At 51.6% G+C, this 17,378-nt stretch carries 14 protein-coding genes and 1 tRNA gene; 9 read left to right on the top strand and 6 right to left on the bottom strand.

Features of this window, described 5'->3' with window-relative positions; all coding sequences use genetic code 11:
• Positions 1–385 precede the first annotated feature (385 nt).
• Positions 386–457, bottom strand: a tRNA-Arg gene (locus tag AC3RLQ_RS28935).
• Between the two features lie 719 nt (positions 458–1,176).
• On the opposite strand from AC3RLQ_RS28935, the gene AC3RLQ_RS28930 reads away from it, so the two are divergent.
• The 9 genes from AC3RLQ_RS28930 to AC3RLQ_RS28890 all read left to right on the top strand — a co-directional run bounded on the left by AC3RLQ_RS28930 (position 1,177) and on the right by AC3RLQ_RS28890 (position 13,040).
• Positions 1,177–1,650, top strand: a complete 474-nt coding sequence (locus AC3RLQ_RS28930; protein ID WP_493032180.1) for a hypothetical protein — start codon at positions 1,177–1,179, stop codon at positions 1,648–1,650.
• Between the two features lie 106 nt (positions 1,651–1,756).
• A complete protein-coding gene (locus AC3RLQ_RS28925) occupies positions 1,757–1,858 on the top strand; it encodes a restriction endonuclease subunit S (protein WP_493032178.1) in 102 nt (33 codons plus the stop codon).
• Positions 1,855–4,380 (top strand): hypothetical protein, encoded by a 2,526-nt coding sequence (locus AC3RLQ_RS28920; RefSeq protein WP_493032176.1) that lies wholly within the window; start codon positions 1,855–1,857, stop codon positions 4,378–4,380. The genes AC3RLQ_RS28925 and AC3RLQ_RS28920 overlap by 4 nt, the downstream gene beginning before the upstream one ends.
• Positions 4,381–4,385: 5 nt before the next feature.
• Positions 4,386–5,387 (top strand): hypothetical protein, encoded by a 1,002-nt coding sequence (locus AC3RLQ_RS28915; protein WP_493032174.1) that lies wholly within the window; start codon positions 4,386–4,388, stop codon positions 5,385–5,387.
• Positions 5,388–5,513: 126 nt separating this feature from the next.
• Entirely contained in the window at positions 5,514–5,789 is a 276-nt protein-coding gene (locus AC3RLQ_RS28910) for a hypothetical protein (protein ID WP_493032172.1), read from the top strand.
• The gene (locus AC3RLQ_RS28905) at positions 5,776–6,249 is read left to right on the top strand and encodes a hypothetical protein (RefSeq protein ID WP_493032170.1); all 474 of its coding nucleotides are present in this window, start codon (positions 5,776–5,778) and stop codon (positions 6,247–6,249) included. Before AC3RLQ_RS28910 ends, AC3RLQ_RS28905 begins: the two co-directional genes overlap by 14 nt.
• Positions 6,250–6,376: 127 nt before the next feature.
• Positions 6,377–11,329, top strand: a complete 4,953-nt coding sequence (locus AC3RLQ_RS28900; protein WP_493038781.1) for a DEAD/DEAH box helicase — start codon at positions 6,377–6,379, stop codon at positions 11,327–11,329.
• A gap of 20 nt (positions 11,330–11,349) precedes the next feature.
• Positions 11,350–11,832: a hypothetical protein gene (locus tag AC3RLQ_RS28895; protein ID WP_493032168.1), complete on the top strand. Its 483-nt coding sequence runs from the start codon at positions 11,350–11,352 to the stop codon at positions 11,830–11,832.
• Between the two features lie 125 nt (positions 11,833–11,957).
• Positions 11,958–13,040: a hypothetical protein gene (locus AC3RLQ_RS28890; protein ID WP_493032167.1), complete on the top strand. Its 1,083-nt coding sequence runs from the start codon at positions 11,958–11,960 to the stop codon at positions 13,038–13,040.
• Between the two features lie 74 nt (positions 13,041–13,114).
• Here the strand turns inward: AC3RLQ_RS28890 and AC3RLQ_RS28885 are convergent, their stop codons facing one another.
• The 5 genes from AC3RLQ_RS28885 to AC3RLQ_RS28865 form a co-directional block, all read right to left on the bottom strand.
• Positions 13,115–13,948, bottom strand: a complete 834-nt coding sequence (locus tag AC3RLQ_RS28885) for a DUF932 domain-containing protein (RefSeq protein ID WP_493032165.1) — start codon at positions 13,946–13,948, stop codon at positions 13,115–13,117.
• Between the two features lie 27 nt (positions 13,949–13,975).
• Positions 13,976–15,397 (bottom strand): DNA polymerase III subunit beta, encoded by a 1,422-nt coding sequence (locus AC3RLQ_RS28880; RefSeq protein WP_493032163.1) that lies wholly within the window; start codon positions 15,395–15,397, stop codon positions 13,976–13,978.
• Positions 15,398–15,475: 78 nt separating this feature from the next.
• Positions 15,476–16,534 carry a WGR domain-containing protein gene (locus AC3RLQ_RS28875; RefSeq protein ID WP_493032161.1) on the bottom strand — a complete coding sequence of 353 codons (1,059 nt, stop codon included), beginning with the start codon at positions 16,532–16,534 and terminating at the stop codon, positions 15,476–15,478.
• A gap of 74 nt (positions 16,535–16,608) precedes the next feature.
• Positions 16,609–17,016, bottom strand: coding sequence for a hypothetical protein (locus AC3RLQ_RS28870; protein ID WP_493032159.1), 408 nt, complete (start codon positions 17,014–17,016; stop codon positions 16,609–16,611).
• On the bottom strand, positions 16,991–17,362 hold the full coding sequence (locus AC3RLQ_RS28865; RefSeq protein ID WP_493032157.1) for a hypothetical protein: 372 nt from the start codon (positions 17,360–17,362) through the stop codon (positions 16,991–16,993). The genes AC3RLQ_RS28870 and AC3RLQ_RS28865 overlap by 26 nt, the downstream gene beginning before the upstream one ends.
• Positions 17,363–17,378 lie beyond the last annotated feature (16 nt).

Below are 17,378 nucleotides of genomic sequence, written 5' to 3'. Positions count from 1 at the left end.
AAGGGATAAGGAAAAAGGTAAAAACAACCTCAGTCTGCGGTCACAAATACAGCGACGCAGCTGCACGCATTCTCTTCGAAAGAGGTGCGGCTGCTGCATTCTTTATTTCTGCGCAGGGTGTGGTTGGAGGCATCTAAAGGTATTCTTTGTATCAAAACACAATGAACCCTTACCAGCCAAGCTATTTTTATCCTTTCGCAAAAAAAACTTAATCCGCTGAAATTCAGCATTTTAAGTTATTCACAATGCCCTCTCAAAGGATGGTCGTAATTCCTAATAAATGAGAACCGAGCGAGACCATTTCTCAAAAAGCCCATGGAAATGCCAGTATTTACGGTAAATCAACCGCTCACCCCAACCTCCACCCCCTCATTCCTGAACCGCGTATCCCCGACAGGAATCGAACCTGTATTTAGAGTTTAGGAAACCCTCGTTCTATCCATTGAACTACGGAGACTCGTTGCAGATCAATGACTTACAACACATTCACTCCTCGGAACTTGCAAAAGTTGCACCAAAAGTTGCACCTGAGGCAAGGATAGATCGAGGAAATTCGGCGATGTTCACCACTGTCTTCCACCACATTTCTGCATCATTGCCCTCACTTTGCAACACCCCATCAACAGTTGTTTCGCCTTGCTCGGCATTCTTTTAAAACCATGGCACTGGTGTCGGCCGTCGATTCGCCCGCTGCAGAGCTGAATCACCCAATCACCCCTTGATGAACCAATAATGGTGCCAATGACACCCCAATTAACTTTTCCCAGGGCAATCCGAAATCCAAGGTCAGGCCACCTCTATATAGAGGCATCCTCTCTCCAGGTGTCTTGAACATGCTCAGCAAGCCACACCGGCTCTTTCCGTTTACCGCCCCCTTCCCTCTTCGTTCAGCCCCTGCCCATCAATTGTCCGCAGCGATACGGCTCATGGACCGACCGCTGATGACGGAGGTTTGATCGGCCTGTGTTGAGAGCCTTCCCTGTTTTGAAGAGAAGGCACCGGCATCAAGGAGCAGGTCAAAACCCACTGGCCAAGGCTGCAGGAGGCCATTGGAGCCGTGATCACTTCTTCACGGTCGCAGTTCCTGTCAGCCCTCCCGATGAATCTCTGAAGGTGATGGTGGTGCCTCTGACTGTGCTGGTGCCGGTCATTTTTCCAGATGAATCGCGGTAGGTGGTGACTCCAGAGGATGATGTTGATGCCGTGGGACTGATTCGTCCTTGGGAATCTCGGCTTGTGGTAGTTGTTCCGTTGGTGCTGGATGTGCCGGTCGTTCTTCCCTGTGCATCCCGGAAGGTCGTTTTGTCGGTGTTCGATTGTGAGGCTGTTCCCGTCATCCTTCCCTGTGCATCTCTGAACGTGGTGTTGGTGCCTGATGTGCTGGTGATTATCGAGGATCTGCCTTTCTCGTCTCTCAGCGTGGCATTTTTACCAGCGAGAGTGGAGGCAGGATCAGCAAAGGCGAGGATGGGAAACAGGAGGACCAGAATCAGCTTCACGGATGGCTTGGACGTCATTGGGCTGGAAATCTTCACCTGCCCTTCAAAGGCACAATCATTCCCGTTTGCCGTGTTCAGCCTTCAGTGCCTCCCCTCACTTTGCAGCGCACAACTCCTTGCCATCGGATTCATACTCGGCTTGAATAGGTAAATCACCACATGGCCAGCAAAACAACCAGCAAGCCCGGCTCCGGCACCTCGCAATCATCCGCCACCATAGGCTTGGAGGCCAGCGACTTGGGCTTTATCCACTTTTTTTGAAAACCGAAGCCCGCACCTTCGCCGCCCAGTGCGACACGCTGCTGCCGAAGCTGCTGAGCGGTGAGTTGAGCGTTTCCAACTACGATCCTCAATTATGAGCAACGACAATTCTCCAGCGCCACACCCGGCACCAAAGTTCTCCCGCGCTTTCAAGCAGATGGCGAGTTTCGTTGCGATTGCCAAGACACGAGCAACCTCACAGGTTTTGGACGAGCTGATTCTCCAGTGTTTTGTCGTTCTTCCTTCCGATCCACTATCCACGTCTGAGCAGGTTTCGGAGGCAGTGTTGGCGCTGTTTGGAATTCAAACGAACCTAAAAGATGTTTCAATGGCTCTCGCGCGTCTCACGAAAGCGGGGAAGCTCAACGGCGTGGGAAATGGCCACCTTTCGCTTGCCCCGGCGGTTATGGTCGAACTGACCACTCGGATAGAAGCTGCGAAGTCGCTTGAGAAAGATGTGCGAGAAACATGGCTGGCTCAGGTTCTGGAGATTGCTCCGACCTTGGAAGGAAAAAAACTCTGGGCAACTCTGTTGGCGTATTTGCAGCAGGCATTCCGTCGCCATGGTATCCAAGCGGTCGAGTTGCTCAATCCCGAGGTGGAGATAGCGAACGAAAGTATAGGAGGTCTGTCAGCCGTCCTCGATAGAATCATCGGAATGACCTTTGCCGATAAAGAACGGGCGACTGCGCGGCAAGCGGTATCAAGTTTCTTTCTCACGGTTGCGCTAGACCGAAAGCGCGCAGAATACGTGGCAAGTCTTGCCGACGCAGCATTCAATTACTTCTCGCTCGCTGTTGCTCCAGAGGTTTCCGAGAAGCTTCGGGGTAAGCTGAACAATCTGACACTGTTCTTGGATACGAACTTTCTGTTTGGCATTTTGAATCTTCACGTCAACTCGCAAGTGGACGTGTCGAGCGAACTACTGGAGGCGATTCAACGATTCAAGCTGCCATTCCGGCTCAGGTATCATGAGGCAACTGTTCGCGAGATGTCGAATACGCTCTACTATTTTGGAAAGGAATTGAACAAGCAGAAGTGGCCACAGAAGATTAGCCGTGCGGTTGTGGCAAGCGGTGCATTGTCCGGGGTGGAACTCCGCTATCATTCGAAGAACGCCGAGCAGCCTGTTTCAGTTGACGATTTCTTGGCACCTTTGCAGCACTGGCAGATATTACTGAAGGACAAAGGAATCGACGTTTACAATACCGACTCATCTCAAGCTCGCCTCTCGGCACGCGCCAACCTTGAGGCAGAATACAACGATTACCTCGCGAGCGTTAACCGAGAGAAGCCAGTTGATGCGGTGCAGCATGACATGACGGTGCTGGAGACGGTTCAATCCCTGAGAACCAAAGCGAAAACGACACTGGATGCAGGTTCACTCCTAGTCACTTGCGACTATCACCTGTTCCGCTTCGATTTCGAACACAGTCGAAAAGACGACCGCCACCACTCAACGGTGCTTCCAAGTCTGCTCTGGCAAATTCTCCGTCCGTTTGTTGCGGACAATGATGATTTCGATAAGGCGTTTGCTGAAACGTTCGCTCTGCCAGAGTTTAGTCTTGGAAGAGGTGGCGCCCAACGAGCCGCCGCCCGAATGGCAAGCATTCTAGCCAGCTACAGCGACATTGCTGAAGAGACAGCTACAAAAATGCTCGCAAATGACCTGCTGATTGCAGAACTGCAAAGCAAACGAACCGATGCGGAGTTCGCTGGGACAATCGAGTCTGCAGTAGCCGCTGAGAATGCCCAACTCGTTGAGGAACGTGCGGCATTGGCGGCGCAGCTCGAATCCGAGAAGGCGAGGCGTGAAGCCAAGCAACGTGAACTTGATACTGCTGCGGAACAACTTCGTGCCCGCGAGCAGAGTCTTGAACAGAAAGATCAAGACCTTCGCGCAAAGGAAGAGGCAATTCAGAGTCTTCAGGCGGAGAACGCGACCCAGGTTCAAATAGCAGAAGAAGCGGCGAAGCGAGTCATCGCGGAACATCAGGAAAAAGAGAAAGCGAAGAGCCAGGCAGAAGGCCTCGCAAAGGAAGTGGCGGATGCCGCGAAGCGTGAGGCTCGAACCGCTAAATTTGCGAGTATCTTGATCGCGGTTCTCGTGATTGGAGTTTGTGAGCTGATAATTCGTTCTGTAGTGCCGTGGCGCTGGCTATTGGATCATCCGAATGGCTATGGGTTGGAAGGCTGTTTTATCCTGACTCTAGGGTGCGGGATTATTGGACTCGGCGTCAAGACGTGGCGGAAGGGACTTTGGATAACTGGTCTAGTTGGTGCCGTTTTGGTGGCATTACAAATCATGGGAGGCAAAACCCCCACTCAAAAACCCATCAGCCTCAACGAATCCATCGTTAAAAACGCCGACGGTTCGGGGAGTTGGGCTATACAATCGGGCAAGGGTGGCATTCTGGATGATCACGTTGCTCGATGGAGGCAAAGAACGCATCAATATCGACCTGGAGAATGGCGCTATTTCAGCATGCTCACCATTACGCCCATCCCATCAAGCAGCTTCTTCCCCATTTGCCGTGTTTTATCGTCGGAGGGCTTGGATGGGCGTGCAGTCAGGAGCCTGAATTTTGTGCATGCCAACGACCATTACTCGTGCTCTTGATGACCATGCGACGATTCCTAATTGGATTGACGGTCATCTTTGCTGCATGGCTTCTTTCGCTCCTGTCACCCCTTCCAAAGGCAAAAAGCTCGGATGGGTTATTTATTCATGACAAAAGCTTGAATTTTATGTGGTTGCTGCCAGAAGGATGGCTTCTGGTGAAGCCACTTACTGGCGCACGGTATGCGTTCAACCTCCGAAATGAAAAGAGCTGCTCTTTGGTTCTGGATACGTGGGAGGAAACTCAAGATGATGCCAATTCGCTAACAGAAAAGCATCGATCCAACCCCAGGTTCTTGTTTGACGCTGGTATCAAGCCGAAGTTTCCCGCTTCCAGCTTTTTAAGATCGACGATTGCGAGCCTAAACACACAGCCCGCAATTCAGACTGAATGCGAATTAGTCACTCCTCTGGGAAATCAGTTCGTTAAATGGTTCTGCTGCCAGTTGGTAACCATTCACAACAACACGGCCTATAATTTTGTGCTTGAATGCCCGATGGAAAAACGAGAGGCCGCGCCGCTTTTGCTGAAAAAGGCGTTGGAACAATTCATCCTGCTTGATAGTCAAGCCGAAGAGCTATTTACATATGTATCGCCCTCAGGCTTAAAGTACGGCATTGGAACACCTGCCGGGCTTGTTCCCAGCAAAGCGTTCTTAGAAGAAGTCATGGCGAGAACTCGGGACCACGAAGACAGCTTTAGTGACGATATAATCCCGGCTGTTATTAACAGTTTAATTCAGGGTATAGTGCTCCCATTTTATGAGTATCCTAAAATGGTAACGGATTTTTTGCATATGCCACGCAGCTGGGATTTCGGCACCAAAGGACTGTTGGAAACAGCTGCGTTTAATTTTCCAATATCCACTCAATTTCATAGGAGCGCCGCTGTTCACACGGCCAGATACGTTCCAAGCGCTATTTACGCGGCTCTGTTGTTTCGACTTGTTTATCGCAAACGGAAAATGGCCAAGAAAGGTCAAAGTACGCAAAAAAGTGAAACCTAGTGCATCGACTGTATTAGCGAAAATTTCGGCAAGACGGTTCACCTGTATTTCAAAGTCGGTGATGCGCTGATTGATCCGTGTTTGGGTCAGCCACAGATCGTCGTTCAAAACAGCTTGTCGGCGTCCATGAAATTCAACCCCAACACCCAGCAATTGTTTACGGATGGTGGCCTGCAGATCAAACGGCTGCAATGCCCGTTCCGATTGGACTGGAGCAAATTGAGACCGACAGATGATCCTGCAGCTCGGTCCTGTGAAATCTGCCAGCATGTTGTCACTGATACGGCGCACCACTCTGAGGAATACCTGTTGACCCTCATGCAGGAAAATCCACACGCCTGCCTGAAAGTGGACCTGTCTCAGCCCAATCTCACCCTGACGTTCCGCCATGAAAGCAAATGACCACAAAACGCCTGAAAAACTTCGGGTGATCAAGACTGCACGAACCGAAGATGCCATCAATAAAGCGGCTTTGGCTGGTTTTCGTCCACTGCTGAGGGTTGTGAAAGCATCGGCCAAGATTCGTAGCAAATTCTGTGTGTGGCAGAATCGGTTCACTGGGGAGATTCGTGTCATTGGCGACTTTCGTGGAAGCCTTCTTGATACGGAGTGGGAGAAGGTCATTGACTGGACCCGCTATTACCCGCACTCCTTTCCTGAACCATTCGCGGCCTACCTCATCCCACCAGACATCCAGATCGGTGAACACGTTTTTGTGGAGGATCTGATTGAGGATTTTATCGGCATGAGCTGGAACCAGGGGGACAATTATCGGCTGGAGTCTTGTGCAGCGATTTGGGATGGGAACGACCTCAAGATTCAGTATAAAAAGTCCAAAAACCGCCAATTCGTGGTTGGCTGAGAGAATCAGTGATTTGACCGCTCAGACCTTCACCTGGCACCTGAAGCCCTCAATTCGTTCTTCGGCAATGGGTCGGATCCCACATTTTGCTCTTTCCGTGCCTGTGGAATCTGCTAGCAAGAAGCCCATGCCAAGCAGCCCCCTGCAAACGATCCTCGCCCAATTCCGCGCCACCTCTCAGACGGAGCGGGAAAAAGGCACCTATTTCGAGGAACTCATCCGCACCTATTTCCGCTTTGAGGCCAGCTACGCCGACCTCTATTCAGACGTCTGGCTGTTCGCTGACTGGGCCAAGGCCATCGGCACCCCTCAGTTTGACATATCCGGGCAGGACACCGGCATTGACCTCGTTGCAAAGACACGCGGCACAGAGGAATTTCATGCCATCCAGTGCAAGTGCTACGACGAGTTCCACAGGGTCATGCGAAGGGACATCGACAGCTTCTTTACAGCTTCAGGACGGGCACCTTTCACCCAGCGCATCATCGTTACCACCACTGACGACTGGAGTGAACATGCCGAGGCCGCCCTGCTCCACCAGCAGCCGCCTGTCACAAAGATCGACCTACACGATCTTGAAAACTCGCAGATTGAATGGGCCAAATACCAGCCCAGCAAGCCTCCGGCTCTGAAAGCCAAGAAGGAACTCCGAAAGCATCAGGAAAGTGCAAAGCTCAACGTCACACTCGGCTTCAAGTCCGCCGACCGAGGCAAGCTCATCATGGCCTGCGGCACCGGCAAGACCTTCACCAGCCTAAAGATTGCCGAAGACATCGCCGGAAAGAACCAGATCGTCCTCTTCCTTGTCCCCAGCTTAAATCTCCTCTCCCAGTCACTCACCGAATGGACGCAGGAGAGTGCTACGCCGCTGCACAGCTTTGCCGTCTGCTCAGATGCCGAGGTTGGAAAAAAACGAGCCAAGGACGAAGACATTGTCGAGACCTTTGCCCATGAACTTCGCTATCCAGCCACCACAGATTCCAAGCGCCTGGCAGTCGAGGTGAATAAGCGTCACGATGACAACCACATGAGCGTCATCTTTTCGACGTATCATTCCCTCGATGTCATCAGCCGTGCCCAGCACCTCTATGGGCTGCCGGAAATTACCCTTGTCATATGTGACGAGGCTCATCGCACCACTGGTGCAACATTTGAGAGCGAGGATGAGAGCAACTTCGTTCGTATTCACGACAACGAGTTTATCCGGGCTAAAAAACGTCTCTACATGACCGCCACCCCGCGCATTTACGCGGACAGTGCCAAGGCCGTGGCAGAGAAAGACAACGTCGCCATCGCATCCATGGACGACGAATCCCTTTACGGGAAGCAGCTCCACGTCATCACCTTCTCTGAGGCTGTTCAGCTCAAACTTCTCACCGATTACAAGGTTCTCGTTCTCACCATTAGCGAGGATCACATCAGCTCCCGCCTCCAGAGCCTCCTAAAGGACGACAACAATCAGCTCAAGGTGGATGATGCTGCCCGTATTATTGGTTGTTGGAAAGCCCTCAGCAAACAAGGCCTTCATGAAGACCTCAGCTACGACTCCCACCCCATGCGCCGTGCCGTGGCCTTCTGCCAGGTCATTGAACGACAGACTGGCAGTGGCAATCACAAAGTCAGCTCCAAACAGATCGCCGCTATGTTCCAGTCCGTTGTGGACGCCTATCAGGAGCAGGAAGACAGTGACCTCCCACTGAAATGCGAGGCTGAGCATGTCGATGGAAGCATGAATGCTGCTGAAAAGGAAGCCAAGCTCACATGGCTGAAAGCCGAGCCTCCTGCTGATACATGCCGCATTCTTAGCAATGTCCGTTGCTTGAGTGAGGGAGTGGACGTTCCTGCGCTTGATGCCGTGCTCTTTCTCACACCTCGCAATTCCCAGGTCGATGTCGTTCAATCAGTGGGCCGGGTGATGCGCATCGCACCTGGGAAAAAACTCGGTTATGTGATCCTCCCGGTTGTCATTCCCTCTGGAATGGAGCCTCATGAGGCCCTTGCAGACAACAAGGTCTATAAAGTTGTCTGGGATGTCCTGCAGGCACTTCGCTCGCACGACGACCGCTTTGATGCCTTCATCAACAAGCTCGACCTCATTGGTAAGGATCAGCGTAAGATGGAAGTCATCGCCATCACCGACAAGATTCAAAAGAAGAGCGACAAGCCAAAGACGGATGGCAAATCAAAGGCCAAAGGCGGTGACAGCATCGGTACCCCCGGCGACAGCCCACCTGTTCCTACTCAGACCGAACTCCAATTCCAAGTAGGCGAGTTGGAACGAGCCCTGTATGCCAAGGTGGTCAAAAAGTGCGGTAATCGAAGCCATTGGGAGGATTGGGCCAATGACATCGCCAAAATCGCTCAGACCCATATCTCTCGCATCACGGCTATTGTCAGCGACCCGAAAAACAAAAAGGAGGTGGAGGCCTTTACCTCATTTGCAAACGAACTTCGCGACGACCTCAACGACAGCATCACAGACCCCGAAGTCATTGAGATGCTGGCTCAGCACCTCATCACCAAACCCGTTTTTGATGCCCTTTTTAAAGACTACTCCTTTGCCAGTAATAATCCCGTTTCACAGGCGATGCAGCAGGTGCTCGATGTCCTCCATGAGCATCGCCTAGATAAGGAGGCTGACACGTTGGAGAAATTCTATGCCAGTGTCGCCATGCGGGCTGAAGGCATTGATAACGCCGAGGGGAAGCAGAAAATCGTTGTCGAACTTTACGACAAGTTCTTCCGCAATGCCTTCCCAAAGATGACCGAACGCCTCGGCATCGTTTATACCCCTGTGGAGGTTGTGGACTTCATTATCCACAGCATTAACGACCTTCTGCAAAGCGAATTCGGTCAGACCCTTGGCAGCAAGGGCGTCCACATCATCGACCCTTTCACTGGCACGGGCACCTTCATCACACGCCTGCTGCAAAGCGGCCTCATCAAGCCTGAGGAACTTCCGCACAAATACCGGCACGAGATCCACGCCAACGAGATTGTGCTGCTCGCCTACTACATTGCCGCCATAAATATCGAAGCCGTCTATCACAGTCTCGTCGGCAAAAAATACGAACCCTTTGAAGGCATCTGTCTGACTGACACCTTCCGCCTCGGTGAAGAGGATTTGATCAGCGGCCTACTCGCGAACAACTCCGACCGCCGTAAGCGCCTGCAGAAGCTCGAAGTGCGTGTCATCATGGGTAACCCGCCGTATTCAGTAGGCCAAGACAGCGCCAACGATAATAACGTCAACGTAGCATATCCCGAACTCGACAATCGAATCCGAGAAACATACGTCGCAAATTCAACAGCTACCCTTCAACGTGCACTCTATGATTCCTACATTCGCGCCATTCGTTGGGCTAGTGATAGGATTGGCAAGAGCGGAATCATTGGGTTCGTAACAAACGCGGGCTTCGTTGAAGCGACTACTGCGGATGGACTGCGCAAGTGCTTGTCAGAGGAATTCAGCAGCATATATGTTTTTCACTTGCGTGGCAATCAACGAACGCAAGGCGAGCATTCGCGGAGAGAAGGTGGAAAGATTTTTGGCAGTGGTAGCCGATCACCTATCGCTATCACTCTGCTTGTGAAAAACCCCTCAGCCAATCACAATGGGCAGATACGCTTCCATGACATTGGTGATTATCTGACAACTGAGCAGAAACTCCAAATTGTTAGCGGCTTCGCAAGCATCGGAGGAATTGCCGCAGCAAACGCTTGGCAAGAAGTAACGCCTGATCAGCATCACGATTGGATCAAACAGCGTGACTCCTCATTTGATCAGTTCATTAGCATGGGTGACAAAAAGGACAAAAAGACAATCTCGCTATTCGACGGTTATTCACGAGGAGTGATGACTTCAAAGGATTTTTGGCTTTACAACTTTTCTAGGCCATTGCTGGAAGCAAACGTCACAAGACTCATTGAAACGTATAATAGCGAATTAAAGCGATATAAACTATTCGTCGAGTCAAATGGCGTACCCGAGACGAGTGCGGTCGCAAAATTCTGGACTACTGATTCAACCCAAATCAGTTGGGATGGTGAATTACAGGTTGCTTGTGCTAAAGGGAAAGCCATCACTTTTAAACAGTCCGCTCTTAGAACTGCGCTTTATCGGCCATTTTGCAAACGTCACTACTACTTTGACGCCTCAGTGAACCTCAGGCTCTATCAGCTCCCAAAATTGTTCCCCACAGAAGGATTTACCAATACCGTGATCGTATTGCCGGGTCCTGGAGAAAACCGCCCTTTTTCGGCATTCATTAGCCAGGTGATCCCAGATCTTCATGTATTGCACGGTGGTCAATGCTTCCCCCTCTACCTCTACGAGAGAGCAGCCGACAACGGGGAGGACTCGGAAGACAGCCTGTTTGCAAAGCCCAAGACAGACGAAAAGTCTGCCAACAGCTACACCCATCGCGACGGCATCAGCGACGCAGGCCTGGCGCATTTCCAGGCGGCCTATTCCGCCAAGGGTGAAGGCAGAACAATCACCAAGGAAGACCTGTTCTACTACATCTACGGCCTGCTGCATACCCCCGACTACCGAAACCGCTACGCAGACAACCTGGGCAAGGAACTCCCACGCATTCCCGCCGTAAGGACTTTTGCTGACTTCAAATCCTTTTCCAAAGCTGGACGCGATCTAGCCCACTGGCACCTGAATTATGAGACAGTGCCAACGTATGCAGGCGCGAAGCTCGATACTGGAAAAACCACCCTCAAATCTCTCACCGGAAGCGACTACCGTGTGACAAAGATGAAATTCGGCGGCAGTGGCAAAACCAAGGACAAAACTATCGTCCACTACAATGATCGCATCACGATCCAGAACATCCCTCTGGAAGCCTACGACTACATCGTCAATGGCAAGCCTGCACTCGAATGGGTCATGGAACGCCAATCCGTCACAACCGATAAGGACAGCGGCATAACCAACGACGCCAATCTCTGGGCCACCGAGACAATGAACAATCCCAAATATCCGCTGGAACTGTTTCTCCGCGTCATCACCGTCAGCCTGGAAACGATAAAGATCGTCAATGGATTGCCGAAGTTGGACATTGCGAATTAAAGAAGCGACATAAAACACCCATGATCGTAGCACCAAAGTTTCCAGGCGATGACGACGCGTTTGTGCAGGAAATTCAGCATCGTTTCTATGGGGAGTGCATTGGATTGTTAGTGAGTGAGGTTTGCCGTGCGTTTATCTTTGCAAGTCAGGTGGCAGAAGGGTCAGAAAATCTGTCAGCCAAACTGAAAATTGTTCAGACGAAAGGGTGTGATCATCGCATCGTCCAAACGGTTCATGATCAGATTGCCGGGCGCTTTCGGCAGTCTCGTCACAACAAACTGCAGCCAATTCTGTCGCTCGATGGTCCTGTGTGTGAGTCTGAACGAATTGAGTCTGATTGGAGAGAATTCTGGGCATACGCAGTCCGATGCATCTGTGAAGACGCCTCAACGCTCCGAGTTGCTGCGGAATGTATCGCAACATCTGGAGGAATGAATGACTCTGTGAAGGAGGAACTCTTGCTGCGATTGGTGACGCAGCGGTTTTCGATTACAAAATCCTAGTTTGAGAGAATTCTGGCGCTCGACATTTCGAATTTTAGAAAACCACTTTATGGGCCTATAAAATACAAAGATGTTAGGTTTTAGCAGTTGATCAAGAACAGCCAGAGCCGCTAATTTGAGAGACGATGAAAAAGATTATTGAGCAAGCCATGGCAAACCTGTCTCAGAAGCGCCCCATTTTTCACTCTGAGGCCGACTTTCAACATTCACTATCCTGGGAACTCCGAAACATTGACCCTAATCTGGATATAAGACTTGAGGTGCCATTTGCCCTAAACGCAGAAAGACGTTACGTAGATCTCATCATTCGTTTGGGTGATCGTGTGATCTTCGTTGAGTTAAAATACAAAACCAGAGAGTCACGACACCATCACAACGGAGAACTCTTTGCACTCAAGAACCAAGGTGCCATTGACCAGGGGGCCTATGACATCCTAAAGGACTTGTGGCGAATTGAACAATTCGTCAGTAAGACGCCGAACTCAGAAGGATTTGTGCTCGTGATCAGCAACGATTCGCGCTATTGGTCGCAGCCTGTTGTTCGAGCAAAGCCAAGCATCGACGAAGAATTCAAGCTGACGAATAACCGTGCTTTTCATGGAACACTCAGTTGGCATTCCAGCGCAGGCACCGGAAGCACCAAAGGACGCGAATTTCCTATCAAGCTGCGTCACACTTATATCGCGGAATGGAGGGACTATTCCACAGCACCAGAGATCTTTCAGGCGCTTTGTTTCCATATTGGGTCTTTTGCAGAGGTCAGTGACAGTTCGGTAGAAGTTGATCTGCACAGCAACGCTTTAGCGACCAGAGCCAAAGACCACGAAAAGAAAATTCCCCAGCCAGTCAAAGCTGTAAATTCAGAACAGGGTCGACGACCACCAAATTGGCAGGTGGTATTGGAAACGCTAACAAAGCTCGGTGGTCAGGCAAGCTTGGCGCAGATCCGAGATCGTTTCGCTATCGACAATCCAGATCGAAAGCCAGTCAATGCACGACATGAATTGGTTCTTATGGCTGTGAATCATCCCAAGCGCATTCATTATGGCCAAGCAAAGAAGCCTCGCTTTACCAATACAGGTCATGCTGTCGATAAGGTATTTCTGCGGGAGGACGGAAATTACGAATTCTATGTTCCAGAAAAGCACGGCGTTTGGGAGATCTACAATGCCGCTTCAGGCACCCCAGCGGTAAGGCAGGCTGAATGAAGTCTGTGGCCATACAATTCCTCTCAGTTAAAGAAAAGGGATCCGGATAAACCGAAACCCTCCTCTTTTCTTGCTCAGGCGCTCAACCCCACGTGCGTATCCAGCAGTCCGTGGAGAGCTTCTGTCCGCTTGGGCAGCTCTGACAGATTTCCATCTTTCAGAGACTCGGTGAATGCATTGAACAGGCTCCAAACGTTCCTCCCTTCAAATGCATCATGGGACGGCTCACGCCATTCATGCAGCACGTCAGGGATCAAACGGTTGGAGCACACACTGACATCGGTAGCGCGAATGATCAGGTCATGCGCTTCAACGTCCGTGATCTCTGCTTCTTTGTAGGCTGCGATGCGTTTGTCCTGATCGCTCCATTTTGTGAGGAGGAGGCCAATGGAACGACTGACCAATTGAGGGAGGTCGCGCACAATGAACCGGGTGTGTTTGCGGGCGAATTTGATCTCCCCAGAAAAGGAAAGGTTGTCACAAACGAAGACACTGGCACCAGCGACAATGCCGGCAGGGAACGTTTTGTCATGGCTGTTACGGATACCCAGAACCCAGCAATAATCGTCGTTGGATTTCTGGGCGTGGATTTCCATCAGGCCAAAATAGCGCTGGCCTTCATGCGACAAAGAATGTGCCTGATGGCCGATACGCAGGTTGGTGGTTTTGAGGGTGTTTTGAACCTGGCTGATGAGCTGGTGATGAGGGATGGGACACCAGCTATTTGTGGAACGTGGTGTCCTGACTTTACGCACATCATCCATTTCGACGTTTTGAGCGCCGCAATGAAGGATGAGGTTGGGGGTTTTACGTGTGGCGATGACGGGCAGAGGATCAAGGTTAGCAATCATGGTGGTGTCAGTTTTTTGGTTATTAAAAAGCCCATGCCCCTCAATGAAGAAGGACATGGGCTTGGGTTTTGTCGTTGGGGAGGTTTAGATCTTCAGCCCTTGGATGGACCGGAGAGTGGATCGGACAGACTGCATTTCACGTGCGCTGGCCTTCTGGTCGCGGTTAATGGTTTTCAACTTCAAGGACAGATCGCGCAGCAGGTTGAATCCATCGTTGAGCTTGTCACGGATGAGCAAGGTCATGTCGATGGCTTCTTCCACTGGCGTTTTCTGATCGTTGGAGGGTGCTGGTCCTTCAGAGGTGGGGTTCGTAATCATGGGTGTGGGTGGTGGTGGAACATGCAGACGTGGTGCCGGTATGTTCACGGGTTTGGGTTGCTGGGTTGGTGGCTGGCCGGGATCCATGCGCAGAGGCATGACGATCATTTGCTTCGCTTTGGTGTGGAACCTGAGCGGATGCATTGAATCAACCAGGCTGATGGTGTTGAGACCGAAGCCGAGGGCCTTGATGAGGAACCGACGGCTCAGGTAGATTGTCACCTCTGGGCCTTCTGCTTTGACGTCAGAGACCGGAACTCGTGTCCAGGGCTCGTTGTCGCTGTCTTTGCCGAGGAGCAGGAATTGACCATCTCTCCATTCCAGTCCGATTGTTTGGTATCGGTCTGGGTCGTGACAAGGCATGCGCTGAACGAGTTTGATAAGCGTTTCCCGCTTTGTTGGATCCAGGGTGATGTGGGTCTTGTCGTCGGCTGGGTTTGGAACAGTCACGCGCCAGTCAGGATATTTTCCTTGGATCTGACGGGTGATAAACCTCCAGCGTCGTGATGAGAGCTGGATGTTGTCGCTATCGGCTTTCATCTGCCATTCGCCGTCACTGTTGAATTCCTTCCATTGGAGGAACTTGTGAGCAGGAATGAGCACCGAGAGCTTGAGCGGCAGGGTGAACGAATTGGCACTGTATAGGTGCTTCCCGTCCGTCCCTACCACATTGAAGGCCTTGGGGTTGCTGGCGTCGATGAATGCACCGTTGAGGATGTAGCGGGTTTCATCAGTGCTGGCGCAGTCGAGAGCCTGATGCAGGGATTCTCGGACGGCCGGAGGCAATGGAACAGCTTCGGTCTTGATGCGTGGCACCTGTGGGAATTGATCCACATGTAACGGTTTGACCTTGGATGCGCCGAGGTTGTTAGCCAGGGCGAACCGGATGAGTGTTCCATCAGGTGTTGTTTCAATGAGAAGGCGTTCGTCTTTGCTGCAGTTTTTGGAAAGCAACAGGAGCTGGTCGTATGGCACGAGCACAGCGACGGGAGGGCCTTCGGCTGGGTGTTCGAGACGCAACGTAATGAAACGGTCAAGATCAGTGCCGGTTAGGGCGATCCATCCGTCTGAAGTTCTCTCAACTTTGACATGGTGCAGGACGGGCAAGGTGGCTTTTGAATTGAGCACCTTGCTTATGCCTGAGAGCGCGGATTTGAGTTCCGCTATTGGTAGGGCAATCGGGTTCATGTGTTTTTGGGGTTGTGGGTTGAACGCAAAAACCCCATGCGCCGTTTTTAGCGACACATGGGCTTGATGGGTGAGTTGTTAAGCAGACTCAGCTTTGTATTTGAGCTGAGCCGTGGTGCATTCGTCAGAGCGGATGTCTTCACGCAGTCCCAGGTAAACAGGCTGGTAGATGGAGCCTGATTCCTTGAATGCGTAGAGGAAACGACATTCCACGACAGCCCCAGGTGAAGGAACGTCGTGGTTGGGTGGGATGGTGACGTTGCCAGCAGGACGCACTTTTCCACCGTCAAACAGGATCAATGAGATGCTGCGCTTGTCATTCATCTTTGCGACGATGAAGGAAGCCGTCTCAACGAACTTGTATTTGAGGTGTGGGCCTCCGGCGTTGGGTCTGCCAGGGGTGAAGGGTGCATGCTTGTTCTTGAACACAACTCCTTCACTGCCTCCGGCTTTGAGCTGTGTGAACCAGTTCATCAATCCAGGAGCCAGTTGTGATGGCACTTTATGGATGTTGGGATGGTCGAAGGCGTAGAGCATGTCACGCAGCCGGAAATACCGAACTGAATATGCCATGGGCCGCAGATCTTCAGGACCGATGCTGAGCAAATCAAAAGCGTGGAACTGGTCTCCAACTGCTTCACCGTCGAGGATGTAATCTCGTGGGTAGTTGATGGCGCTGTTGATGATGGCCTCAGGAATCGCAGTGGGAAAACCCAAACGATTGATGCCAGTGATGATGCCGCCTTCCTTTTTGATGAGGAGCCGGCGTCCATCCAGCTTTTCCTGCATCCAATAGTCGGGATGAAAGAGGAACTGTTCAAGCTGTGTGTCGGTGATGGGGTTGAGCAACTGACATTGAATACCGGTGTGCTTCTTCGCTGACGTTGGATGCTGGATCTGTCCGGCATCATCACCAGGGAGATAACCTTTGGCGGCTTTCTCCTGGATGAGCTTGTCGTAGATCCGTTTGGCTTCGTTGTGAGTGACCGGGCTTTGAGTTTTGGTGCCGGTGCTGAGGGTTGAACCACGACGGCCATACGCAAAGTGAACCATGTAGCCTTCGCCTTGTGGACGAATGCTGGCTTGATACACTTTGTCGGATGAGCCCTCGCGGAAATAGAGAGTGATGCTTTCCATAGTTTTGAAATGAAAAGGGCCGAACAATCCTGTTAAGGATCATTCGGCCCTTGGGTTTTGTCGTTGGGGATTGGCTAGTAGTTGTAGGGGTCTCGTCGGCTGCTTCGCATTCGCATCGCAAGGATGGACCTGCCGATGAACACCATGCCGGAAACCAAGAGGACGCAGAGCAGGACCGACAGTGGGAACAGCACGAAGCTGCTCATCGTTGTAGTCAGCAATGCGACCCAGGCTTTGAGTTGTTCCAGAGCCAGTGTGACCAGAGGAGCCACAATGATAACAGGAACAGCAATGGCGATGGCGAGGCGGGCATTCATTTTGATGAACTCGCGCAGCCGACCAGAAGGAGACAGCCAGTGCTCCAGCGTGGTGAGGATGAACCGAATCACCTCAGCAGCTCTTTCGATACCGTTGAGGTGTGGCAGTTCAGTGTCCACAACGGGTGCTGGAAGTGCTTTAGGCTGCCAGTGTCGTGTGAACATTTTCTTCAGTCGCTTGGGCCATGTTGGGCTTACGACCGTTGAGGGATGTTGGGGAAGGTGTTGATCCTCCTCCCATTCGTCGGGTGAATGATTCATACCAGTGTTTGCGGGTTTTTGATCCTAATGCTGTGCCGATTATGAGCAGGAAGGCACAACCGACAGCCAGGGAGCCAGTAGCGACCTGCCAGCGGTTGAGACTTTGATGTTGTGCTGCGAGTTTGTGTTCCAGTCCGTCGATCTTGATTTGCATGACGAGCAAAGGATCGGGTTTGGAGGAAAACCAGCCTGCGTGTGCTGATGGTGAGAACAGGAGCAGGCCGATGATGAGGATAAGGATGTGTTTCATTGTGGTGGTGGGGTTG

It is taken from the genome of Prosthecobacter sp. GW821-HT29F12, assembly GCF_058803405.1.
This window is presented reverse-complemented; position numbering and strand designations above follow the sequence as displayed.